A 21,972-nucleotide genomic window follows, 5' to 3' on the forward strand; every position below is an offset into this window, starting at 1 on the left:
TATGTCATCATTCAAAGAGCAAATCGAAAATAACCAACTGTTATTAATAATATTAGCAGTGTTATTAATTGCGAAGCTATTGGTTGAACCTATTATTAACTGGCAAAATCAACAGTTAGTAGATAATCAAACATTAGCGAAAAAAGTGCATAAAACGGCTCAGTTACTTAATCAGCAAACTGCACTCCAGAGCGCAGCCGATCAAGTATCAACAGAGCTTGTACAGCTGCAACAGTTTTATTACCCTTACCAAGAACAATCTCAATTTCGTTTAACGCAGCAGCAAGCGATTGAAAAGCTCATTGCACAGTCCCATTTATCGTTAACGAATATTGGTTGGCAACCCGCTTTTGTTTTACCGAATACACCTTTACTACGTCAGCAGTTGACATTAAATGTAAGTGGTAAATCGATAGACTTTGTCGGATTTATACAGCAACTAGAACGCGTGCAGCCTTATATTGAAGTCGCTGAGTTTAATGTCAGTTTAAAAGGGCAAAATGACACATCTCTTGGACGAGTGAATGGTAGTCTCAGGCTGATTTATTATGTCCAGCAAACTCACACGGCTAAACAGCAAGCGCGGGAGGGGGAATGAATAAGCTAACGTTATGTATTGCGAGTATCTCGGCGCTACTGATTTTGAACGATTTTAATCAACGATTTATTTCAACAGATCAACATAAAACCACAACGATCGAGATTGAATTACCTCAGGCGTTGCAAGTTCCTCTATTAAGTCAAGCAAGTTTTGACGCTTTACAGTTAATGTATGGCTCTTTTCAAAGTGAAGAGACAGAGCAAAATACACAGCCAGGCACTGCCATACCAACAGCAGAGCAACAAGCAGCTCAACAAGGGCGACTGTTAACTGTATTTGCAGGTGATAATGCACTGACGTTAAAAGCAGTCATTAATGATGCACAACAATACGTACTGATTGCTCAGAAAAATCTAAAAACAGGTCAGCAAGAGGTCGTCAAGTATGCCAATGGCGCTGAGCTGTCTGGATATGTAATCAGCGTACAATCAAACACTCAAGTTGAACTTACAAATAACAATCAACATATCTCATTAATGATGTATAAAGGTGCTGCATAATGGCTCTATTGGCATCGGATTCTGGAAAAAACATGAAACAGCTTAATCCTATTTTATTGACCCTTTTATCGGTGGGCTTATTGACCGCTTGTAACAGCTCACCGAGTAAATTCACAGCGCAAAAATCATATTTAAATAATAATACAACCTTGGTTAGCGCAGACGGCCAAGCAGATGAAGCGCAACTCTTAACCCAATCGAATCAAGTGAGTGAGTCGGATAAAAAAGCGGGTGAACTACAAGTTTTACCAGCATTGCGTGCAAATACTTTAGTGACAGGGCAAAATATTGAATTAGCCACTCAATTTAGCCGTTCTGAATTAGTCAGCCTAACAGCAGATGCACTTCCGATAACGGACTACCTTCATTATGTGCTTGGTGAAGTATTAAAGGTCAGTTATATCGTCGCTGACGATGTGACCGCCAGCAACCAAACCATTACACTGAACCTACAAGAAAAAATCAGTAAACAAAAGTTATTTGCTTTAAGCGAGCAATTATTACAAGAGCGTGGCATCACCGTACGTTTGGCCGACGATGTGTATTACATCCACCAAAGTGAAGGCGGTGCGGCAGGGCAAATAGTCTATGGCTATGGCAATCGTTATGACGATGTGCCGAATACCTCAAATGACATTATCCAACTTGCGCCGTTTAATAATGGTGTTCAGGCCTCTCTAGCAAATACAATTAAACAATTGACTAATGTCGATGTTCGCCAAGTGTTCGAGCAGCAAGCTATTATGATCCGAGGCAAACGAGCAGATGTTATTAAGGCGCTTGAGTTTATGCAGTTGATGGATCAACCGGTATTTAAAAATCGTTCAGTAGGCTTATTTCAAGCTGCGTATATTTCTGTTGATGAGTTGAGCAAGCAACTGTCAGAGTTGTTAAAACAGGAAGGTATTAGCGTTAGTATTCAAACCTCATCAGAGCAAGCGGTGACTATGGTGCCAATTGAGCGCACCAATTCGTTAGTTTTTTTTACTAACAACCAACAACTACTCAGTAGAGTCGATTTTTGGGCGAAACAACTTGATAAACCGGCCGATGGTAACCAGCAACAATATTTTATGTTTGTACCACAATTTGCCCGTGCCATTGATTTAGGGCAAAGCTTACAAGCTCTGCTAGGCCAAGGCGCAGGTTTATCAAATAGTACGTCTGCAGAGCAACAAAATAGTGCCAGTAATAGCCCAGCGTCACAAACAAAAACACAAGCCAGCAATGTGAGTGTCAACAGCAATGATTTAAAAATGGTGGTTGATGAGCGTTCAAACTCGCTAATTTTTTATACTTCTGGTGCTCGTTATCGTGACTTGTTACCTCTGATTAAACGCCTTGATTTAATGCCAAAACAAGTGGTGCTTGAAGTGATGATTGCAGAGGTAAGCTTAACGGATGTATTTCAGCAAGGGGTTGAGTTTGCATTGACCAATCAAGGAGCGAATAAAGTCGGTGGGTATAAGCTAGGGGTTGATAAAACCGGTTTAAGTTATATTTTAACTGGCACGATGGGTAATATTAATTTGAATTTGCTCGAAACCAATTCAAATGTCAATGTACTCTCTCGACCTTCACTTGCAGTACGAGATGGCGTTAAAGCCTCGATTACCGTGGGTGATAGAATTCCCACCGTCGGTGAAATTGTGACCGATCCCGTTAATGGATCACGTACATCGGTTGTTTATCTTAATACAGGTATTGAGTTACAAGTGACGCCAACGGTCAATGCGCGAGGTGCAGTTTTAATGGAAATAGCCCAAAAAATTAGTAATCAAGCCAGTGGCGGCTCAAGCCTTGAAGGTAATCCAACCTTATTTGAACGTTCAATTAGCACCGAAGTGATTGCAGGCAATGGGCAAACTATTATGTTAGGTGGGCTCATTAGCGAACGCAGCACAGAAAACGATCGCAGCGTACCGTTCTTTTCTAGTATTCCTATTTTAGGTAATTTATTTGATGGTACTGATAATAATAGCAGTAAAACAGAATTGGTTGTGTTAGTGACGCCACGAATAATCGAATCAACCAACGAGTGGCAGGCGGTATTTGGGCAATTTCAGCAAACTCTTTCTGATTTACAGATTGAAAAATAAGCAAAAAGCTTAACATTAAAATTAATAATAAGTATGCAGTGGAAAATTAGAAAAAATGTTAATACTATAGGCTTAGATGTTAGCTAAATGTTTACATCTAATGGCGATTTTTAGGCGTATGTTAGCTTATAAGATATTTAATAGATAAGTGCTTAGCTTGTTTTTTTATGTTTTTTTTCAGTGTGTTAAGGTGTGTGTTGGTGTTTTTTATAATGCGCCAAATTGGGCTTGACAATGATTGACAAGCCCCTGAAAATAAACATAGAAATGTTGGTTTAACTCGATGTAAATGCTTGACAATATACAAGCTTTGATTAGACTAACGATTGATTTGATCGGATGTCACTAAGGTGACGGCCTTAGTGCGAGATCATTTAAAACTAAAATGGAACAAAAATAATTGCGTTCCTGTTTCATGAAACTTTGGAGAATGGAAAATGTTCAAGAAAACTCTATTAGCTTTAGCAGTAACTGCTGTTGCTGGTGCTGCTAACGCAGGTGTAATCACTGTAACTGGTGGTTCAAAAAATATCTCTATCGAAGGTAATGCCGCTGCAACACTTGGTAATGGTTTAATTCAAGCTGCCGATTTTGGTGCTGTTACTCTAAACGTTGGTTCTGACTATATCGTTAACGATTTAGTTGTATTCACAGTGTCTGGTGCTACTTTCGATAAAACAGCAACACCTACAGCTGTTCCTACTGCTGGTGGTGCAACGTTTACTTTTGTTGACTTCTCTGATGACAACACTGTTCGTTTCCGTGTATCTACAGCTAATCATTTAGCTGCTAATGATATCACTTTTGCTGGTTATGTACTTAAGTCTGGTACTCCTGCAAACAATGGTTTAGTTAAATTTGCTTCTAATGCAATTTCAGTTAACCCATTAATCGGTAACTACGATGCTTCTCCTGCCGTTGAAGCTGGTAAGTTCGTAAACCAAGTAACTTATGCTATTACTAAGCTTGATGGTGAAGTTTCAACTTCTAAAGGCCGTGCTGAGTTTACAAACACAGGTTCAACTTTAAAAGATATTTTAACTCTTGGTTATACTGATAATGCTACTGGTGGTGTTGATCCAATTACATTCACTAAAGAAACTCACGTAATCAAAGGTAACTTCTCTTACCTTGCGGATTATGATTTAGCTGCCAACGGTGGTGATGCTGATGGTGTTGTTGAAGCTGCTGAATTAGCAAATGCTTTAACTATTACAGGTATGACTACTCCAACTTTAGCAGTGAACACAGCGCTAGATACAATTACGATTTCTGACGCTGATATTCCATCAGCATCAACTACTGTTCAATTCAATGTAGTTGGTAATACAGCGAAAGGTTCTGTACTAGTTGCTCCACAGTCTTTCACTGTTCAATCTACACCTGCAAGTGCAACTGTTCCTGCAGCTCAAGCAACTGTTTCAGCTGGTTCTTGGACTCTTGATGGTTCATCAGATAACATCGAGTTAATGCCTTTCGGTTCTGAGTACGCTCAGTCTATCACTGTAGCTAATACTAGCTCTGTTGAAGGTGTTATCACTGTTACTCTTAAAGCAAATGGTTCAACTTATGTTAAGACTTTAGATGCAGTAGCTACAGCTAACACTGTAACTAACATCAGTCTTGAAGTTGCTGCTTTTGCTGCTGCTTCAGGTATCACTGGTAATGCACATGTAAATGTTGTTGTTAATGCTCCAGCTGCTAACATTGGTGTTAAAGGTGTTTACTACCATAAAGCATCTGCTGACCGCGTATTAACTCACTAATACTGAGTTTTCACCAATAAATCAGTGTGATTTATGATTAAAAGCGAGCTTAGGCTCGCTTTTTTATTGCGTGCTACTTAGTGTGGCGAGTGCTTCTCTACAGTTTGATGTTTTTTACTTGCCTTCCTGCTTGATTCAATACTTTGCTGGTATCCTCATTAGTTACACGCTAGCGCCTAGTCGGTGAGTTTGCTATGATTGCGCATCGAATTTGAATGTTGAGTGCGCCGTGAACTACCCAATCAATAAACCTTTTTTGCCTAACTTTGCTGCTTATCAAGCGCAGCTTGAATCTATTTATCAGCGCAATTGGTTAACCAATAATGGGCCATGTGTTCAAGCGCTTGAGCAACAGTTAACTGACTATTTAGGGGTTGAGTACTTATTGTTGGTTAGTAATGGCACTGTGGCATTGCAGTTGGCTTATGCTGCACTTGGCATTCAGGGAGCTGTATTGACTACGCCCTTTTCATTTGCCGCCACGGCCAGTACGTTATGCTGGGAAAAGTTAACCCCGCAATTCATTGATATTGATGCATCCACCTACAACCTTGATGTGAGTTTAATAACGGCAGAACAAGCTGCAAAGGCCAGTGCTATTTTAGGGGTGCATGTATTTGGTAACCCCTGTGATGTCATCGCCATTGATGAGTTTGCGGAGCAAAATCAACTGAAAGTGATTTATGATGCAGCCCATGCTTTTGCAAGCCCTGTAGGCGATAAAAGTGCGCTGTGTTTTGGTGATGCTGCAACACTCAGTTTGCATGCCACTAAACTGTTTCATAGCGTTGAAGGCGGGGCGATTATTTTTAAAGATAAAGCCACTTACCTTAAAGCTAAGCAAATGGTTAACTTTGGCTTTGATGCTGAGCAGTTTCCAGAGTATGTTGGTATTAATGCGAAAATGAGTGAGGTGCACGCGGCAATGGGTTTGTGCGTACTTAATGAGTTTGAGCAAGTATTAACTCATCGTCAAACCTTAGTGCAAGAATATCAGCGGTTATTATCGGGTGTGGTTCAGCTGCAACAGTGGCATGCTGATGGGCTGAACAATGGCGCCTACATGCCTGTTGTATTGCCATCGGAGATGGAGTTACAGCGTGTTAGTGCCACTTTGCTTGAACGAGGGATTCAAACACGCCGTTATTTTTATCCGAGCTTGTCGCAAGTACCTGCATATGGTCAATGCGGAGTAACCCCTGTTGCAAATGATATTAGTAAGCGCATTTTGTGTTTGCCGCTTTATACCGATTTAACGCTGGATGGCGTGCGTGAAATATGCGATGCCTTAACGACGATTTTAGCTGAAGGAAATCGTTAATGGCGATTTATTCTGTCGAAGAATTACGTGCGCTTGGATTTGCTAGTATCGGTGAGGATGTGCGGGTGTCCCGTTTAGCTTCTATTTATGGTGCTTCGCGGATTCATTTAGGTGATCATGTGCGTATTGATGACTTTTGTGTATTGTCGGCAGGTGCGGGGGGGATCAAGATTGGCTCGTATGTTCATATTGCTGTTTATACATGCTTAATTGGTGCGGGTCATATTGGTATTGCTGATTTTGCTAATATCTCGTCACGGGTGTCGATTTACTCGAGCAGTGATGATTATTCCGGTGAGTACATGACCAATCCAATGGTGAGTGCTGAATTTACTGGTGTTGAGCATGCGGACGTTGAAATCGCTGAGCATGTGATTATTGGCAGTGGCTCAGTAGTATTGCCTGGGGTTAAATTAGGGTTGGGTGTTGCTGTTGGTGCGCTAAGCTTGGTTAATCGCAGTGTTGAACCATGGCAAATTGTTGCAGGACAGCCTGCTAAATTTATTAAACACCGGAAAAATGATTTATTAATGCTCGCAGATGCGTTTTTACAGCAATCGCGTTAAGTTTTAATAACTACTTGCTTATAAGCACTTATTTATAACCCTTACCAGCGCTGGAATGCGCTGTTTAACTAAATTAGTATCTATGATTATTCATGTTTTTGCTGATACGCCCCATCACTTTGAACCGATGAGGCGTTTTTTTTCAGAGCGTTGTAGCATCAATGCTGAACAACAATTTTGGGTTAAATCCCCCACTAAAGAAAGTAAATTGGCCGAACACTTTACGGTTTATGCTAATAACACTGAGTTATTTCAGCTGTTGAGTTTATTGCCAGCTGATGCCCAAATTGTATTTCATGGCTTGTTTGATATGCACATTTGGCGCAAGTTGCTGGTCAATCCAATTGTTAAGCGCAGCTCCTGTGTGATTTGGGGGGCCGAATTGTACCGACATGGGAAAGCAGATCGAAATTGGAAAGAGTGGTTAGTTCATGGCTTGCACATATTACTCATGCGCCGTTTGGCTGGTGTGTACACGTTGACACCAGGTGATGCTGATCTAGTGAGTAAGCTTTTAAAACGCAGCGATGCAAATGTACTCCCTTACCCGCTCATTGGCGTAGAAGCGACCAGTTCATTGCCTCGTAAAAACAGCGATCCGATAAAAATACTGGTCGGCAATTCTGCTTCAGCTAGTAATAATCACGCTCTGGCTTTTGAGCAAATAAAGCATTTAGGTAATGAGAATATTGAAGTGATTGTACCCCTAAACTATGCAGGAACCCAGCAATATATTGAAGAAATAATCTCGCTAGGAACGCAGCTCTTTGCTGATAGATTTAAGCCTATCACACACATGCTACCTAAATCTGAGTATGATCAGTTATTAAATGATGTCTCTTGTACCGTCTTTGCTCAAGATAGGCAGCAAGGTTTGTATGTTGCCTATGCGATGCTCTTAATGGGCAAGCCGATGTTTTTGATGGATAATACGACTAGCTACTCTAATCTACAGTCTTTAGGGTTTGAGGTGTTTGCATCACAAAGTTTATCAGAGTATCAATTTAATCAACTCGATGTGTTGACTGCACAGATAAATAGTCAAAATCAACGATTGATGCAACAGCATTTTACTGAGCAAGCATTGGCGCCAAAGTGGAGCGATATGCTCAATCAATTGCTGGGAAGCAAATAATGTTGATAGTAAAGTCTGCATTGTCAGGATTGTCGTGGACGGCTAGTGCGACCTTGATTAAAGGCGGCTTGCAGCTTGCGCAGTTAATTATTCTTGCGCGGGTGTTAACTCCTATAGAACTGGGCTTATTAGCGATAATTAATCTGGTCGTTGGTTTTGCACAAATTTTTGGTGATGCAGGGATATCCAATGCGCTAATTTTTCATAAAGATTTAGAAAAACGACAACTCAATCAATTGTATGTAATTAATGTTTTGTTAGGGGTGTGCGTCTCTTTATTCGTTGTTTTATTGGCGTACCCGATAGAGCTATTCTTTGCAATGGATGGCTTAAGCTTCTTGTTAATGATGTTATCACCGATATTTTTAATCCGCAGCTTGGCGCAGCAACAAATGGCCTTATTGCAGCAACAAATGCAATTTAATCAAATCGCTAAAGTAGAAGTGCTGGCTGCTGTGAGTAGCTTTATTTTATTGGTTGTGTTGCTTGAATTTGATGTGCGTTTAGAGGCTGTGATTTGGTCTCAATTAGCCGGTGCATGTATGATTTCAGCCATGCTGTTTTGTCTTTATGCTCAATTACGTCCTTCATATACTCGATTAAACATGCATGAAATCATTGAACCGGTCAGGTATGGCTTATACCAAAGTGGTGAGAGTTTAATTAATTTCCTAAGTGCACAATTTGATCAGCTATTGATCGGTAAGATACTCGGGGCTGAAGTGTTGGGTGTGTATGCTTATATCAAAGCGTTAGTGTTTAGGCCTGCATTGCAATTGATCAATCCGATAGTCAATAAAGTCGCTTTTCCCTTGATGGTTAACTTTAAATCGAGTCATGATTTAAAAGATATTTATTGTAATATTATCGCGCTTCTGAGTTTAATTAATGTGCCTTTATATTTAACAATTGCTTATTTTCCTGAGCCAGTCCTGTTGTTTGCATTCGGTGAAGACTGGGTAAAGCAAGCCGAGTTATTACGTTGGTTAGCTTTGTATATGCTGATCATTTCGGTCATGAATCCGATAGGTGTATTGCTGAGATCGACTGGTGAAGTCAAAAGAGGGTTTTGGTGGAATATGTTTGTCACTGTTGTGAGACCAATAGCGATTTTTGCATCAATTTCATTTGGCATTGTGACGTTAGTGCAGGTATTGGTGGTGACTCAAGTGTTATTTTTCTGCCTGCATTACATAGTGTTAATCCGCCCCATTATTTCACTTTCGTTTATCCGTTTTATATCTGTTGTAATGCCGCCAGTGATAACTTACACAATAGCTCTATTTTTGACATTGTTACTCGGCGAATATTTTAACTTACTCGATACTGTTTGGGTTTTAATGGTGATCGCATTTTTTTACTGTGTTGCGAGTTCGCCTATTTTATTTAGAATTTTTAAGTTTATAAGGAAGTCTTACTAATGCCCGGTTTTGTTGGCTTTATCAATGAGATGCAAATAAACAATTGGACTGCAGATTGTTTCACGCAGTTAGCTGGTCAAAAGGTGTCTCAATGGCAAGAGTTGGGCTGCCAAGTACAAATGAACGCGCAAAAAACCTCTATTGCTCATCACAATTATTCAAATGACTTTTTTTGTGTCGATATTTGGGGAGATGTGTTGTCCTTCGATAGTAGTGGGTTCGACGATTTATTTCGCATCATAGAGCATGCACTTTTAAGTGATGAAGTGGCCAGCTTTGCCAAAAAACTTAATGGCTATTTCGTAATTAGTGTGCTGGATAAACGAAACAATACACTCACGTTGATTAATGATCGCTATGGAATGAAACCTCTTTATATATGGTCTAAGGATTCGTTGTTATATGGTTTTGCGAGTGAGCTTAAAGGGATTATTTTACACCCGAAGCATCAACAACAGGTAGATCGTTCAGCACTTGAGACATTTATCGATGTTGGGCATTTCTTAGGGTTAGAAACTTTATTCACTGATGTCAAACGCATGCCTCCGGCAACAGTGCTGACTGTTTCGTTAACTTCTGGGCTGATGACCAAACAACGGTATTGGCAGTGGTCCGAGATAGGCATCGATAAAGAAATCGATTTTGATCACGCTATTGATAAGGCTTATGAGCTTTTTGATCAGGCAATTAAGCGCGCATTAGCGACATGTGAAAACAAGCAGTTGGCTATCACGTTAAGTGGTGGTCTTGATTCTCGGGTTTTACTTGCAGCTGCAAGACAGCATTTTGACGGTGAAATCAAAACTTATACATTTGGCGAGCAGGGCTGTGCGGATGCCTTAATTGCTGCTCAGGTCGCTGATTTTGCAGGGGTGGATAATCAATTCACTCCTATTGATGGTCAAAATTGGTTTGATGGTAGGGAAGAAGGTGTGTGGCTTACTGATGGGCTAAAAAATGTATTGCATATGCATGCTCTTAGTTCTGTCTCGAGTATTGCGACACATTCTAATTATTTATTGAATGGTTTTTTAGGTGACGTCACAGCAGGTGGTAGCTATCTGATTGCAAATAAAGCACAGACTAACTTACTTGATATGGCCACTATTCGTTATGGAAAGCACGCTAGTAAAGCTCTGTTTGATCCTGATTATTTTGAAGGCTCGAGCAGCGATGGAGTTTTTATTTTCAACCGTGGTATGCGTTTTATTTCGGTCGGTAGTGATTTGTTGAGCAATCACCTCAATAATTTTAAACCATTTATGGACAATGATTTTGTGGATTTTTTGTATTCGCTTCCTCAAGAAATGCGTGAGAATGGACGCCTTTATCATCATATGCTCTTAAAGTATTATCCTGATTTTTTTGCTGAGATCCCTTGGCAGCAGACAGGAAAACCGATCAGCCTAGCGGATTCAGAAAGTTATCACGCTGCATCAGGATTGAAGCAGCAGCTAAAAAATATTATTCGCGGCTCTGTTGTTGAAAGTGTGGCTAGGCGTCTATATCGCAAACTATCAAAAAAGCACCACTATGTTGCTTATGATGATTGGTTACGACGCCCGCAGTTTAAGGAGTACACACGCCAGCTATTACTCGCAGAGCAGGCTATGTTACCGACATTGCTAGGGCGCGATAAAATCGAACTCATCTTGCAGCAGTTTTATAGCGGCAAAGAAGATCTAAAAGCTGAGACAATTGGCAGCTTATTAACGTTAGAAATCTACTTCAAGCAATTGTCTCTACGCAAAAAAACGGTGTAATTGACCTGTGTTTTTAGGTATATAAATAACCATTTAGCGATGTCTTTAATAGCAAAATGGTTGTTATTTTGCGATAATTCGCAGCGATTTTTGCTGTTTTCTTCTGTTTATATCTCACTTAGCAGCTAAATAGACACTAATAGGATTTTTAATGAAAACAATCATCGTAACAGGCGGTGCAGGCTTTATTGGTAGTGCAGTCGTTCGTTATTTAATAAATGAGACTCCGAATAAAGTGATCAATGTTGATAAGCTCACTTATGCTGGGAATTTAGAATCTCTTGAGAGTGTGAGTACTCACGATAGATATGAATTTATTCAAGCTGATATTTGTGATCGAGCTGCAATAGAGCAGGTATTTTTGGACTTCCAGCCTCATATTGTTATGCATTTAGCTGCTGAATCACATGTTGATCGCTCTATTGATGGACCGGGTGACTTTATTCAAACTAATATTGTAGGAACATATACATTGTTAGAGGTCGCTCGAAAATACTGGATGCAGTTAGACGAGAATAATAAAACAGCCTTTCGTTTTCATCATATTTCAACAGATGAGGTCTATGGTGATCTAGCTGACTCTGGTTTGCTCTTCACTGAAGAGACCTCTTATGATCCCAGCTCACCATACTCAGCAAGTAAAGCCAGCTCAGATCATTTAGTGAGGGCATGGCAAAGAACCTATGGTTTACCTACTGTCATTACTAATTGTTCAAATAATTATGGGCCATTTCATTTCCCAGAAAAGCTTATTCCTCTAGTTATTCTTAATGCATTAGAAGGGAAGCCCTTACCTATATATGGTGACGGTTCTCAAATCAGAGATTGGTTATTTGTTGAAGACCATGCTCGGGCTTTGGTTAAAGTTGCATTGGAAGGGGATATTGCGAAAACATACAATATTGGCGGACATAACGAGAAAAAGAATATCGAAGTAGTAGAAACTATTTGTAGTATTTTAGATGAGCTAGTCACCGAAAAACCTAATGGTCTTAGCTCTTTCAATGAGTTAATTACCTTTGTGGCTGATAGACCCGGCCATGATTTACGCTATGCAATAGATGCAAGTAAAATATCACAGGAACTAAATTGGCAACCTGAAGAGACATTTGAATCAGGGTTGCTCAAAACAGTTCAATGGTATTTAGGTAACCAGCAGTGGTGTAAAAATGTTCAGTCGGGGAAATATCAACGAGAGCGCTTAGGAGCACAATAAAATGAAAGGAATTATTCTTGCTGGTGGCAGTGGTACTCGCTTGTTTCCTATAACGAAAGGTGTATCTAAACAGTTATTGCCTGTTTATGATAAGCCGATGATTTATTATCCATTATCAGTTCTTATGCTGGCTGGCATTCGTGAAGTATTAATTATTACAACCCCTGATGATAAATCTCAGTTCATAAATTTACTTGGTGATGGTAGTGAGTTTGGTATATCAATCAGTTATGCGATTCAAGAAAAACCAGAGGGGTTAGCTCAAGCGTTTACAATTGGCGAGTCCTTCATTGGTTCTGACAATGTATGCTTGATTTTAGGGGATAATATTTTCTATGGTGCGAATTTTTCACCAAAACTGAAAGCTGCTGCTCAACTTGAAACTGGTGCAAGAGTTTTTGCGTATCAGGTGCATGATCCTGAACGTTTTGGTGTTGTTGAAATTGATAGCGACTTCAATGCGCTTTCTATTGAAGAAAAACCACTTCATGCAAAATCAAACTATGCTGTGACTGGCTTATATTTTTATGATAACTCGGTGATAGAAATAGCAAAAAAGGTGAAACCCTCTTCTCGTGGGGAACTTGAGATTACCGCGGTTAATCAAGCGTACTTAGAGCAAAAGAATTTAAAAGTAGAAATCTTAGGTCGTGGCTTTGCTTGGCTTGACACTGGCACTCACGATAGCTTAATGGAAGCTTCATTATTCGTGCAAACGGTTGAGAAAAGACAAGGATTTAAAATTGCTTGTTTAGAGGAAATCGCTTACTTGCAAAATTGGCTAACAAAAGAGCAAGTCGAGTCACAAGGAAAAAAACTCGCTAAAACAGAGTATGGCCAATATTTATTGCATTTAGTCAAAGGGAATCACTGTTAATGAGTCAAGCAAACAACTCGGCAGAACAAGCTGATCATCAGCCTCTAGATTTAATTGCACTATGGTTAGTTCTTTGGCGCAGTAAATGGAGTATTATCGGTTTTACGATAGCTTTTACTTGTGCTGCGGTCGTATATTCACTTCAGTTACCAAATATTTATAAATCGAGTGTTTTACTGTCACCTCAGGAGTCTCAGGATTCAGGTCTGTCTGGTTTAGCTGGGCAATTTGGTGGATTGGCAAGTGTTGCGGGAATAAATTTGGCAGGTGGCAATAATGATACTGCGATGCATATTGAAATTATTAAGTCAAAAGACTTCTTATATGACTTTTTTAATAAGCATAATATTGCACCTTTGCTGTTTGCGGTCAAAGAGTGGGATAAAAATACTGAACAATTAATTTTTGATGAGCTGCGTTATGATGGCCAATTGCATGTTTGGCAAATCAATAATGAGAAAAATGAAAGTTTTGAGCCCTCACAATATGATGTTTATGAGCGATTTTTAAAGCTCTTATCTATCTTCCAAAATAAAACGACGGGTTTGGTTACGATTGAGTTCGAGCATCAATCACCGAGCGTAGCAAAAAATATTCTAGACTTAATTGTTGCTGATATTAATGAACTCATGCGACAAACAGAGATTAATGATAAGCAAAAAAGCATTGAATTTTTAGGTATGCAGCTAACTAAAACCAGCATAGCTGAAATGAAAAATGTATTTTACAGCATTATAGAAGAGCAAACTAAGTTGATGCTTTTGGCTGAAGTACGAAAAGACTTTGTTTTCAAGGTCATTGATAGTCCAATTGTTGAGGAGCGAAAGTCTTCACCTAATAGAGCTATTATTTGTATCGCATCACTGTTATTTGGCGGCTTAATTAGTTGTTTAGTTTGTTTGGTGCTTCATTTTTATAGAAGTTTCAAAACAGCTTAATATGAGCGTTTATCAAATTTTTATAATAAGTAATATTTGTGAATAATCTTGCTATCCGAGAATTAAGCCCTGTTGATAGTATCCGTAACAGGTTGGCGTTGTGTGGCTTTGGGGTCTCGGTATTACTTATTCTATGGTTTATTGTCCCTACTATTCTTTGGCTCGCTTTAACATTCCTATTTGCATTATCTTTTCATCAATCTTATCGAAGCAACACGCTTGCTTTGGTGGTATCTGCTACCTTAGCATTTTTAGTTTCTAGTCGGTATGTTGGTTTTTTATGGGGAGGAGCTGATGATATGCCTTCCTATTTTATGGCCTATCAGAATTATAGAGACTATTCAGGTATGCTGGCTACTTCGCTAATTTATGCAAAACATGCGGATTTTTTGTTTGGTTTGTTTAGTTGGGCTGTTGCCGCAGTAAGTGATAATCATGCGTTTATATATTACTTCGTAACGTTATTCCTTACTTATGTGCTGATATGGTGCTTTTTTAAAATGACAGGTGTAGCAAACCCCTTTTTGTGTTTTTTATTAACAGTCCTGTTTTATAAGCTTTTCCAAAGTCAGTGGCACTTAATTCGTGCCTGTATGGCTATTCCAATTCTGTTATCTGGAATTTTGCTCGCAAGGAATAACTTTAAGAAAGGTTTTTTGATATTTATAATTGGTGGTTTATTTCATTTCTCGACATTTTTTATGTTGTTTCCTCTGTTACTTTTAGGTCGCTATTTAGACAAAAAGTGGCAGGCTGCTGACATTATTAAGTTTTTAGTACTCTTTTTTGGGGCTGTAATAGGTGTTGTATTATCAGTTAAGCTCCTTAGCGCTACAACAAGTAATTATATGCTCAATAAAATTGCAACACGGCTGGTATTCGAGCCGAGCTTTGCTAAAGCGCCAACCTTCCTGTTTATGTTGATAATCAACATTGCTGCAATACCTGGTTACTTACGCACTTCAAATATTCACTTTTTTAGAGTATTTAACATTTTCAGCTTCATTAATTTTTTGTGCTTGTGTGCCATTTTTGTAATTGGGGATGAGCTGCATCGTATTTTATTACCTTTGTATCTTCTTTACCCCTTAGTGCTTTTTTATGCCTGTGAGTATTTAAATCCAAAGCCTCTGTTATATGTTTTTATTGTTGGATTGATTAGTTTCCTGCTATTTGCATTTACTTATGTCATTTGGATAAATGAAAGTAACTTTTATTATCTTGCCCCTTTGGAAAAACACCCATTAGAATTTAATGGTGTAGATCATGTAAGGCATTTTAAAACCTATCTTATTGAAGATATTACTTATTACGATGGTTACAGAAATAAGTAATATGTGGAATTATTATTAAATTTAATGGCGTTTTCATTATGGCTCAGTTAGTCAGCATTATTATACCTACATACAAGCGTGCGAGCGCATTGCCCCAAGCTATCTCGAGTGTTAAAGCGCAAACATATTCTAATTGGGAGCTATTGATTGTAGATGATAACCATCCTGAGTCTGTTGAGCGATTAGAAACTGAACGTGTAATGGCTGGATTTACTGACGATGCTAATATCCGCTATATCCAGCATGAAAAAAATCTTGGTGCATGCACTGCGCGTAATACTGGGTTGGACCATGCAAGCGGTATTTATGTTGCTTATTTAGATGACGATGATCTGTGGCATCAAGAAAAGTTAGAAAAGCAAGTTAATGCCTTACTTGCTTCGCAAGTTTCATTTTGTTACTCAGATATGGAGCTTTCTTATCAGGGGAGAATCAAATACTTTTCCTGTGTCCCAGATAAAAATCTTTACTTACGTCTTTTGAATCAAGGGTTTGGTATTTGTACTTCAGCGCTATTAATCAAAAGGGAAGCGCTCAATGCAATTGGTGGTTTTGATGATTCACTTCCAAGTATGCAAGATTATGATTTACTTCTGCGATTGAGTAAGGCCTTTGATGCGGTTCATATACCAGAAGCATTATTAATTTATCAGTTGGCTGAAGATGGTATTTCATGTAACCCTGACTCAAAAGTGAAAGGCCATCAAGGAATAATAAATAAGTACCAAGCAGAGTATCTATCGTTGGGCCTTCATAAAGGGTTATCGCGCCAGTTTGAGAGTTTAGGTGATTTTCAGTTGCGCAGTTCACAGCGTATCAAAGCAATATCTAGTTACTGGAAAGGGCTATGCTTATCACCATTTAATCCAAGATTATTATGTAAGTTATTAATTGGTGGATTGTGTGGTAAAAAACCATTGGAGTCATATTTACAATATAGACAAGATAAATCATCTAAAAAGGTTTCAGAATGAGAGGCTTATATATTAATTGTGACAACTCAAAACTACGCCTTTCTTCTCAACTAGCGAGTGTTTATAGCAAGCAAATAGTATTGCCAGAGCAATACGGAAATGGGATGCTTATTTACAATCCTCAAGAGTGGCACAATGCACCTATGTTGAGTCTTGGAAGTAATCATTTTGTTTTATCAGGATGGTTTATTTATAAGAATCAACGAAATAATCTATCACTACTAGCCAGTGATTTAGTGGATTGTGGCTATGAAGTATTACGTCACATTACATCAGGTTCTTTTGTTTTATTATGGGTAAGCCCTGATGAGAAAACTGTTATTGTAGATCCTTTCGGGTTATCAACTCATTTTATTGATACGCAGTCAGATAGAATTACAGTCGCACCGAGTGTAAAGGTCTTGTACAAAGAGAGTGTTCATACATTAAATGACACACTTAACTCTATCTTAGGAAAAAAACATCATTTGTTTGGTAATTATACGCTTTATAATGGCATTGAGAGGTTGTCTCCAGGCTCTTATAAGCAAGAATCAACTAAAGAAGCGTGTTTTTATTATTCATTTGAAACAGAGCTTGAACCTATTGCTTTACTTGGCGGGAAGGTTCAAAAGTTAGTCGAAAATTGGCCCTATGACTCTAGAATTTTACCCTTAAGTAGTGGTTTAGACTCGCGATTTCTATTAGCGAATGGTCGATTCAAATCAGGCTTTACATATGGCCCCGAAAACTCGCCAGAGATAAACATTGCCGGACATTTCAGAGCTTGTTTTTCGCAATACAAATCATTCGACTATAGTGAGCAACCTTTACATGACGATGAACCCGCTATTTTAGATGAATTGTCTTTTGGTATCTTAACTCCGATACCGAGGCTATTAACGAATTATATTTATGCGAAGGAGCTGTTCCCGCAATCGAACGCCTTTTTTGATGGTTATTTAGGAGATGTGCTCCAAAGGGGAACTTATGTCGGTTTTAAAGGTAAGTTAGGGGAGTTATTCAAAATTTTCCCATTTATTTACCGATTATACCCTTTTAGTGCAAAACGTATTTTGCAGTGGCGATATAAAGAGTTATCTGCATTAGAGTTTGACCTAGTGTACGCTGATTTTTTGAAGTGGACTGAATCCCTTAAATTAAATGATTTACAGAAAGTGACTTATTATGAGTTTTTGTTTGGGCGGGGAGGGCGCTACACTATTTTCGGCAGCAATGTGCTTGCAGCTCAGCTATTTACTGTTGTATCGCCGTTTGCTGATATATCAGTATTTAACTCACTAATAAATCATGACTTCAAAAATGCATTAAGTTATAAAACAATGCATCAACTTTGGTCAAAGGTAGCAAAAAAGTATAGTGAGGTAAAAGTTGAGTCTGGTTACACACCTCGAAGTAATCGTTTTTTGATTCCTATTGTTCAAATTACTTACCGCATGATGTTTCATTTTATTCCATCTAGAGCTAACTACGGTGTTAAATTAAGCCGAGATATAAAAAAAGGTGAGTAATTGAAATCAATTTTATTAATTTCCAATATGGGGCCTAGTGAACAGCACCCTAATTCAGGTATTTTTATTGCAAATCAATATAATGAACTTAGAAAAAATAAAGAGTTATCTTTTGATTATTTTTATTTAACTCAAGATAAAAAGCACGGCTTAGCAAAGATTTTGCGTTACCCTTTATTTTTATGGCAGTTTATTTCTAAGTATATTTTTAATCACAAAAAAATAGACTTAATCCATGTGCATTTTTATTATCCCAATATTATATTGGCTGCACTGTATAAGTTATTGCGAAACAGAAAGCTGCGTATTGTCGTGACATTTCATGGCAGCGATATTTATTACTATACTCCTGCGAAGAGCAGTTATCGTTTTTTCTCTCTATTTGTTGATCAATATATTTTTGTGAGCTCAGAACTTAAAAAGCGCTTTTATAAAGCAGTTGATGGGCGAGTTATTTCGGCAGGTGCACTCGACCTATTTTATAAATTAACGAGTGAGAAAGATAAAAAATATGACTTATTATTTGTTGGTCATTTAGATTTTAACAAAGGAATTGACCGTCTTTTAAAGCTTGCTGATAGCCTGGAAAATTCTGTTAGAATTGCAGTTGTTGGTCAAGGTGATTCTACTGTTTTAGATCAGTATATTAATAATGGAAGCATTGCATATTTAGGCCCCCAAACGCCCGATAGGTTGAAGGAAATCTATTCGCAAAGCCGTTTCTTACTTAATTTATCAAGAAATGAGTCATTTGGGCTCGTTTTAACTGAAGCGATGGCTCAAGGAGTGCCTGTAATTGCTACTCAGACAGATGGTGCTGCAACACAAATTAGTGATAATGAGAATGGCTTCTTATTAAAAAATGACTGCAAATGGTTACAAGATGATGGTGTGGCAATTATCAAACAAGTGCTTAATAGCAATCAGCTGAAGTATAAAATTTTATCTCAAAAAGCCGCCGAATCGGCACAACGACATAAATTATCAAACATAACGAATGAATTGATAACTATTTATAACGACTTATTATAAAGTAATGACAATGACGAATAATGTGAATATTGGTGAAATTGAGGTTTCAAGTTTTGATTCAATAGACTCTTTAATAGAAAAAGAAATTATCTTAGATACCGGTATAAAACCAGGGGTGGCGATAGCAATTAACCCAGAGAAAGTGATCGCTGCAAGACATGATTTCTCGATCATGCAGATTCTTAATCAGGCTACTTTAAAATATCCAGATGGTGCTGGTGTCGCTTTTGTTATGAGTAAAAAGCTTAATAAAAAAGTTCCCCGGATCCCTGGTTGTGAGTTGTGGGAACGACTAATGTATCGCTCTGCCGAAACACAAGTGCCCGTATATCTTCTTGGTGCGAGTGAAGAGGTTATTTCTACTACAAAAGAAAAGCTTATTTCACAAGGGGTTAATGTTGTCGGCTATCAGAATGGTTTTTTTGATCATTCAAATCCTGAATCGGTTATTAAGGCTATCTCAGATTCGGGAGCAAAAATAGTATCAGTAGCACTAGGTTCTCCAAAACAAGAGCTTTTTATATTTGAATGTAAAAAGTTTATGCCTGATGTATTTTTTATGGGTGTAGGCGGTACTTATGATGTATTTACGAATAACGTGAAACGAGCTCCAAAAATGTTTAGATTGCTAAATTTGGAATGGCTATATAGATTGCTCAGCCAGCCATCTCGCTTGTTCAGACAAGGAAGGCTTGTAGAATATATAGGTCTTTATTTGAAAGGGCGCTTGTAGGGGGTTATTATACTGGCGCTCTCGCTAGGAATCGAACCTAGAACTTGGCCTCCGGAGGGCCACGTGATATCCATTTCACCACGAGAGCGAGTCGAGATGATGAGCGATAAGCTCAGGGGCAATAATAAATCTATCTTCTGGGAATTACTAGCGTGAAAATGCTAGATGCTTAATAATTCGGCGATATTTCAATTTTTATTTGCTATGTTAGTATAATTGCTCGCAATTTTAGCCGATTGGGCTTTAATTATGAGAACAGAGATCTCTAATTATGACTTTTATTGAAGGAGAGCCTAATGGCACTAATGACAATTGAACAAGTGGCTGAGTTTTTAGGTGTACAAGTAGAACGTGTAAAGCGCTTAGAGCGCGAGAGCTTATTAACCAGCAAAGACAAAGACGATGCTGGTAACCCAATGTTTAACGATCAAGATGTACAGCGTTACAAAGAGTTAGCCGAACGCATCGGTGGGATTTAATTCTGCGCATTTTGCAGTTGTGTGATTTGTGTCCACGTCAGCTTTGCTTGACTATCAAGTTGACGTGATACATACCAAAAATAACACAGCAATAAATAAATCAGTTGGTATGTTACCAGCTTTTTTTGTGCCTGCAGAAAATCCAACTCAATATTGTTAGCAGTTAAATAAGCCCTTAGAAACTCATCTTTTTGAGTATCCGTGAGTGAAAAACTCACACTCATTGCTGCTAAGTCAAAAAAAACATCATTATTGTGAGCATACTCAAAATCGATTAAAAACCATCTGTCATGGTGTCCGTTTTGATATCTGAGTATATTGCTGAGCTCTAAATCATTGTGGCAATAACCAATCTGCACCGGATATTGGCTGAGAGAGCTTTTCAGTTCAGAGATTAATTCGTTAAAAAATGCGTATTCAGGAAGGTGTTGATAGTGTTTAAAGTTATCGCAGACAATTAAGGGTTGGCCCGAATCCCGATGTTTGTGAAGGGTACTGAGTAGGTTTACCAGTTTATTTACTTCAAAGTGAGTACATTTTTCACCTTCGAAGTAGTCAAATAATGCAGCATTATTGTGCGTATCAACGGCGATGACCTGAGGGCAAAGATCGAGTTGCGATAAGGTTTGTTGTGTTTTTAATTGCGCCGCAGGTAGGGGGTGACGATAAAACTTCAGCAAATAGGTATGCTTATCGGTGACTAAACAATAGTTGTCGTTACTGAGTCCTTGAGGCTGGTAAGTGAGGCTTTGCACTGACTCTTGGGGTAGGTATTCAGTGAAAATTTCAGTAACAATGGCAGGAAAAGGCCCTGTTTCAGAGCAATTAAATGGGTGCATTAATCCGGTCTTGTTGGTGATATTGTTGATGCCAAGTTTTAAAGCCCCATGCAGCCATTATCGTGTAAAAGATAAATAACACCAGAGTCGGGTAGTATCCTTTTTCGAAGTACAAATACATCGATGCGGCATCAATGACTATCCAATAAATCCAATTCTCAAGTACTTTTTGTGCCACTAAGTAGGTGGTCACTACGGCAAAGCAGGTGGTAAAGCTATCGAGATAGGCAAAATCCGCGTGGGTATAATTTTGCATTATAAAACCAAATATCACTGACACCAGTGACGTCACCAAAATAATATTGACATGGCGATGGACTGACCAGCTTTGAATGAGTTTCCCTTGCTTACTATGTTGATTACCATAGCGCCAAATAGCCCAGCCATAAATCGCCATCAGCATGTAGTAAACATTGAGTGCGGACTCCATTAGCAGCGCACCATTCCAAAACAGTAATGTATAAATGATGGTGCTAAAAAAGGCCGCAGGCCAACACCATAAGCTTTCTTTTATCGCCAGCAGCAGGTAAGCCATCGATAGGGCAACCGCGAGGTATTCCCAGTAAGACATGGCGGTAAACCCGCTGAGTGTACTAGTTAAAAAGTCGTTCATTCTTGCTCGGGTGATAAATCACCACTGATGAATTTACAGACAAAAATGGCTTTACCAAATTCCTGATAAGAGCGTTTAATTTCTTGGCTAAGGACATTCATCACTAAATCATACTCGCCAAATACTTGGGTTGACATGGTGTTGGTGAGCACTTTGAGCTCTGTGTGCTCGTTTAAGCGATCGATAAACCCTTTGATAAATGGAATATAATCTTGGTGAAGGGGGTATTTACTGATTTCGACAGATAATTGCAT

Annotated in this window: 21 protein-coding genes and 1 tRNA gene; 18 read left to right on the top strand and 4 right to left on the bottom strand. The window is 38.7% G+C overall.

Annotated elements, in window-relative coordinates; translation table 11 throughout:
* Window position 1: 1 nt before the first annotated feature.
* The 17 genes from PULV_RS16475 to PULV_RS16555 all read left to right on the top strand — a co-directional run bounded on the left by PULV_RS16475 (window position 2) and on the right by PULV_RS16555 (window position 19,787).
* Complete coding sequence (locus tag PULV_RS16475) at window positions 2-598, top strand: hypothetical protein (protein WP_086744220.1); 597 nt, start codon at window positions 2-4, stop codon at window positions 596-598.
* Complete coding sequence (locus tag PULV_RS16480) at window positions 595-1,101, top strand: hypothetical protein (RefSeq protein ID WP_193332269.1); 507 nt, start codon at window positions 595-597, stop codon at window positions 1,099-1,101. Before PULV_RS16475 ends, PULV_RS16480 begins: the two co-directional genes overlap by 4 nt.
* A 32-nt stretch (window positions 1,102-1,133) precedes the next feature.
* On the top strand, window positions 1,134-3,200 hold the full coding sequence (locus tag PULV_RS16485) for a secretin N-terminal domain-containing protein (RefSeq protein WP_193332270.1): 2,067 nt from the start codon (window positions 1,134-1,136) through the stop codon (window positions 3,198-3,200).
* Between the two features lie 437 nt (window positions 3,201-3,637).
* Window positions 3,638-4,966 carry a hypothetical protein gene (locus PULV_RS16490; protein ID WP_193332271.1) on the top strand — a complete coding sequence of 443 codons (1,329 nt, stop codon included), beginning with the start codon at window positions 3,638-3,640 and terminating at the stop codon, window positions 4,964-4,966.
* Window positions 4,967-5,195: 229 nt separating this feature from the next.
* Window positions 5,196-6,287 (top strand): DegT/DnrJ/EryC1/StrS family aminotransferase, encoded by a 1,092-nt coding sequence (locus tag PULV_RS16495; RefSeq protein WP_193332272.1) that lies wholly within the window; start codon window positions 5,196-5,198, stop codon window positions 6,285-6,287.
* Window positions 6,287-6,853, top strand: a complete 567-nt coding sequence (locus PULV_RS16500; protein ID WP_193332273.1) for an acyltransferase — start codon at window positions 6,287-6,289, stop codon at window positions 6,851-6,853. The genes PULV_RS16495 and PULV_RS16500 overlap by 1 nt, the downstream gene beginning before the upstream one ends.
* An 82-nt stretch (window positions 6,854-6,935) precedes the next feature.
* The gene (locus PULV_RS16505; RefSeq protein ID WP_193332274.1) at window positions 6,936-7,988 is read left to right on the top strand and encodes a TDP-N-acetylfucosamine:lipid II N-acetylfucosaminyltransferase; all 1,053 of its coding nucleotides are present in this window, start codon (window positions 6,936-6,938) and stop codon (window positions 7,986-7,988) included.
* Entirely contained in the window at window positions 7,988-9,409 is a 1,422-nt protein-coding gene (locus tag PULV_RS16510) for an MOP flippase family protein (RefSeq protein WP_193332275.1), read from the top strand. The genes PULV_RS16505 and PULV_RS16510 overlap by 1 nt, the downstream gene beginning before the upstream one ends.
* A complete protein-coding gene (locus PULV_RS16515; protein ID WP_086744226.1) occupies window positions 9,409-11,172 on the top strand; it encodes an asparagine synthase-related protein in 1,764 nt (587 codons plus the stop codon). The genes PULV_RS16510 and PULV_RS16515 overlap by 1 nt, the downstream gene beginning before the upstream one ends.
* A gap of 151 nt (window positions 11,173-11,323) precedes the next feature.
* Window positions 11,324-12,388, top strand: coding sequence for a dTDP-glucose 4,6-dehydratase (gene rfbB, locus PULV_RS16520; protein ID WP_086744227.1), 1,065 nt, complete (start codon window positions 11,324-11,326; stop codon window positions 12,386-12,388).
* Window position 12,389: 1 nt separating this feature from the next.
* Entirely contained in the window at window positions 12,390-13,265 is an 876-nt protein-coding gene (gene rfbA / locus PULV_RS16525; protein ID WP_086744228.1) for a glucose-1-phosphate thymidylyltransferase RfbA, read from the top strand.
* Window positions 13,265-14,203 carry a Wzz/FepE/Etk N-terminal domain-containing protein gene (locus PULV_RS16530; RefSeq protein WP_193332276.1) on the top strand — a complete coding sequence of 313 codons (939 nt, stop codon included), beginning with the start codon at window positions 13,265-13,267 and terminating at the stop codon, window positions 14,201-14,203. The genes rfbA and PULV_RS16530 overlap by 1 nt, the downstream gene beginning before the upstream one ends.
* Before the next feature lie 38 nt (window positions 14,204-14,241).
* Complete coding sequence (locus tag PULV_RS16535; protein WP_176365187.1) at window positions 14,242-15,537, top strand: EpsG family protein; 1,296 nt, start codon at window positions 14,242-14,244, stop codon at window positions 15,535-15,537.
* Window positions 15,538-15,575: 38 nt separating this feature from the next.
* Entirely contained in the window at window positions 15,576-16,511 is a 936-nt protein-coding gene (locus PULV_RS16540) for a glycosyltransferase family 2 protein (protein ID WP_193332277.1), read from the top strand.
* Complete coding sequence (locus PULV_RS16545) at window positions 16,508-18,022, top strand: hypothetical protein (RefSeq protein ID WP_193332278.1); 1,515 nt, start codon at window positions 16,508-16,510, stop codon at window positions 18,020-18,022. The genes PULV_RS16540 and PULV_RS16545 overlap by 4 nt, the downstream gene beginning before the upstream one ends.
* Window positions 18,023-19,054, top strand: coding sequence for a glycosyltransferase family 4 protein (locus PULV_RS16550; RefSeq protein ID WP_193332279.1), 1,032 nt, complete (start codon window positions 18,023-18,025; stop codon window positions 19,052-19,054).
* Window positions 19,055-19,064: 10 nt separating this feature from the next.
* A complete protein-coding gene (locus PULV_RS16555; RefSeq protein ID WP_227009429.1) occupies window positions 19,065-19,787 on the top strand; it encodes a WecB/TagA/CpsF family glycosyltransferase in 723 nt (240 codons plus the stop codon).
* Between the two features lie 13 nt (window positions 19,788-19,800).
* Here the strand turns inward: PULV_RS16555 and PULV_RS16560 are convergent.
* Window positions 19,801-19,875 (bottom strand) — tRNA-Arg (locus PULV_RS16560).
* A gap of 208 nt (window positions 19,876-20,083) precedes the next feature.
* Here PULV_RS16560 and PULV_RS16565 point away from each other — a divergent pair.
* Window positions 20,084-20,266: a MerR family transcriptional regulator gene (locus PULV_RS16565; RefSeq protein WP_086744235.1), complete on the top strand. Its 183-nt coding sequence runs from the start codon at window positions 20,084-20,086 to the stop codon at window positions 20,264-20,266.
* Here PULV_RS16565 and PULV_RS16570 read toward each other — a convergent pair.
* The 3 genes from PULV_RS16570 to PULV_RS16580 are packed head-to-tail and all read right to left on the bottom strand — an operon-like array spanning window position 20,263 to window position 21,972.
* Complete coding sequence (locus PULV_RS16570; RefSeq protein ID WP_193332280.1) at window positions 20,263-21,105, bottom strand: phosphotransferase; 843 nt, start codon at window positions 21,103-21,105, stop codon at window positions 20,263-20,265. The two genes, PULV_RS16565 and PULV_RS16570, sit on opposite strands and share 4 nt — an antisense overlap.
* Window positions 21,092-21,718, bottom strand: a complete 627-nt coding sequence (gene pnuC / locus PULV_RS16575; protein WP_193332281.1) for a nicotinamide riboside transporter PnuC — start codon at window positions 21,716-21,718, stop codon at window positions 21,092-21,094. The genes PULV_RS16570 and pnuC overlap by 14 nt, the downstream gene beginning before the upstream one ends.
* Window positions 21,715-21,972, bottom strand: coding sequence for a hypothetical protein (locus tag PULV_RS16580; RefSeq protein WP_193332282.1), 258 nt, complete (start codon window positions 21,970-21,972; stop codon window positions 21,715-21,717). Before PULV_RS16580 ends, pnuC begins: the two co-directional genes overlap by 4 nt.

The sequence above is a fragment of the Pseudoalteromonas ulvae UL12 genome, assembly GCF_014925405.1.
Classification (GTDB): Bacteria; Pseudomonadota; Gammaproteobacteria; order Enterobacterales; family Alteromonadaceae; genus Pseudoalteromonas; species Pseudoalteromonas ulvae.

What these genes read in the sequence shown, in the direction of transcription:
- PULV_RS16545 (WP_193332278.1), top strand. Translation starts at nt 16,508, where the DNA reads ATGAGAGGCTTATATATTAATTGTGACAACTCAAAACTACGCCTTTCT.
- PULV_RS16490 (WP_193332271.1), top strand. Translation starts at nt 3,638, where the DNA reads ATGTTCAAGAAAACTCTATTAGCTTTAGCAGTAACTGCTGTTGCTGGT.
- PULV_RS16510 (WP_193332275.1), top strand. Translation starts at nt 7,988, where the DNA reads ATGTTGATAGTAAAGTCTGCATTGTCAGGATTGTCGTGGACGGCTAGT.
- PULV_RS16565 (WP_086744235.1), top strand. Translation starts at nt 20,084, where the DNA reads ATGGCACTAATGACAATTGAACAAGTGGCTGAGTTTTTAGGTGTACAA.
- PULV_RS16485 (WP_193332270.1), top strand. Translation starts at nt 1,134, where the DNA reads ATGAAACAGCTTAATCCTATTTTATTGACCCTTTTATCGGTGGGCTTA.
- PULV_RS16505 (WP_193332274.1), top strand. Translation starts at nt 6,936, where the DNA reads ATGATTATTCATGTTTTTGCTGATACGCCCCATCACTTTGAACCGATG.
- PULV_RS16480 (WP_193332269.1), top strand. Translation starts at nt 595, where the DNA reads ATGAATAAGCTAACGTTATGTATTGCGAGTATCTCGGCGCTACTGATT.
- rfbB (WP_086744227.1), top strand. Translation starts at nt 11,324, where the DNA reads ATGAAAACAATCATCGTAACAGGCGGTGCAGGCTTTATTGGTAGTGCA.
- PULV_RS16580 (WP_193332282.1), bottom strand. Translation starts at nt 21,972, where the DNA reads ATGCAATTATCTGTCGAAATCAGTAAATACCCCCTTCACCAAGATTAT.
- PULV_RS16530 (WP_193332276.1), top strand. Translation starts at nt 13,265, where the DNA reads ATGAGTCAAGCAAACAACTCGGCAGAACAAGCTGATCATCAGCCTCTA.
- PULV_RS16515 (WP_086744226.1), top strand. Translation starts at nt 9,409, where the DNA reads ATGCCCGGTTTTGTTGGCTTTATCAATGAGATGCAAATAAACAATTGG.
- PULV_RS16540 (WP_193332277.1), top strand. Translation starts at nt 15,576, where the DNA reads ATGGCTCAGTTAGTCAGCATTATTATACCTACATACAAGCGTGCGAGC.
- PULV_RS16555 (WP_227009429.1), top strand. Translation starts at nt 19,065, where the DNA reads ATGACGAATAATGTGAATATTGGTGAAATTGAGGTTTCAAGTTTTGAT.
- PULV_RS16500 (WP_193332273.1), top strand. Translation starts at nt 6,287, where the DNA reads ATGGCGATTTATTCTGTCGAAGAATTACGTGCGCTTGGATTTGCTAGT.
- rfbA (WP_086744228.1), top strand. Translation starts at nt 12,390, where the DNA reads ATGAAAGGAATTATTCTTGCTGGTGGCAGTGGTACTCGCTTGTTTCCT.
- PULV_RS16570 (WP_193332280.1), bottom strand. Translation starts at nt 21,105, where the DNA reads ATGCACCCATTTAATTGCTCTGAAACAGGGCCTTTTCCTGCCATTGTT.
- pnuC (WP_193332281.1), bottom strand. Translation starts at nt 21,718, where the DNA reads ATGAACGACTTTTTAACTAGTACACTCAGCGGGTTTACCGCCATGTCT.
- PULV_RS16475 (WP_086744220.1), top strand. Translation starts at nt 2, where the DNA reads ATGTCATCATTCAAAGAGCAAATCGAAAATAACCAACTGTTATTAATA.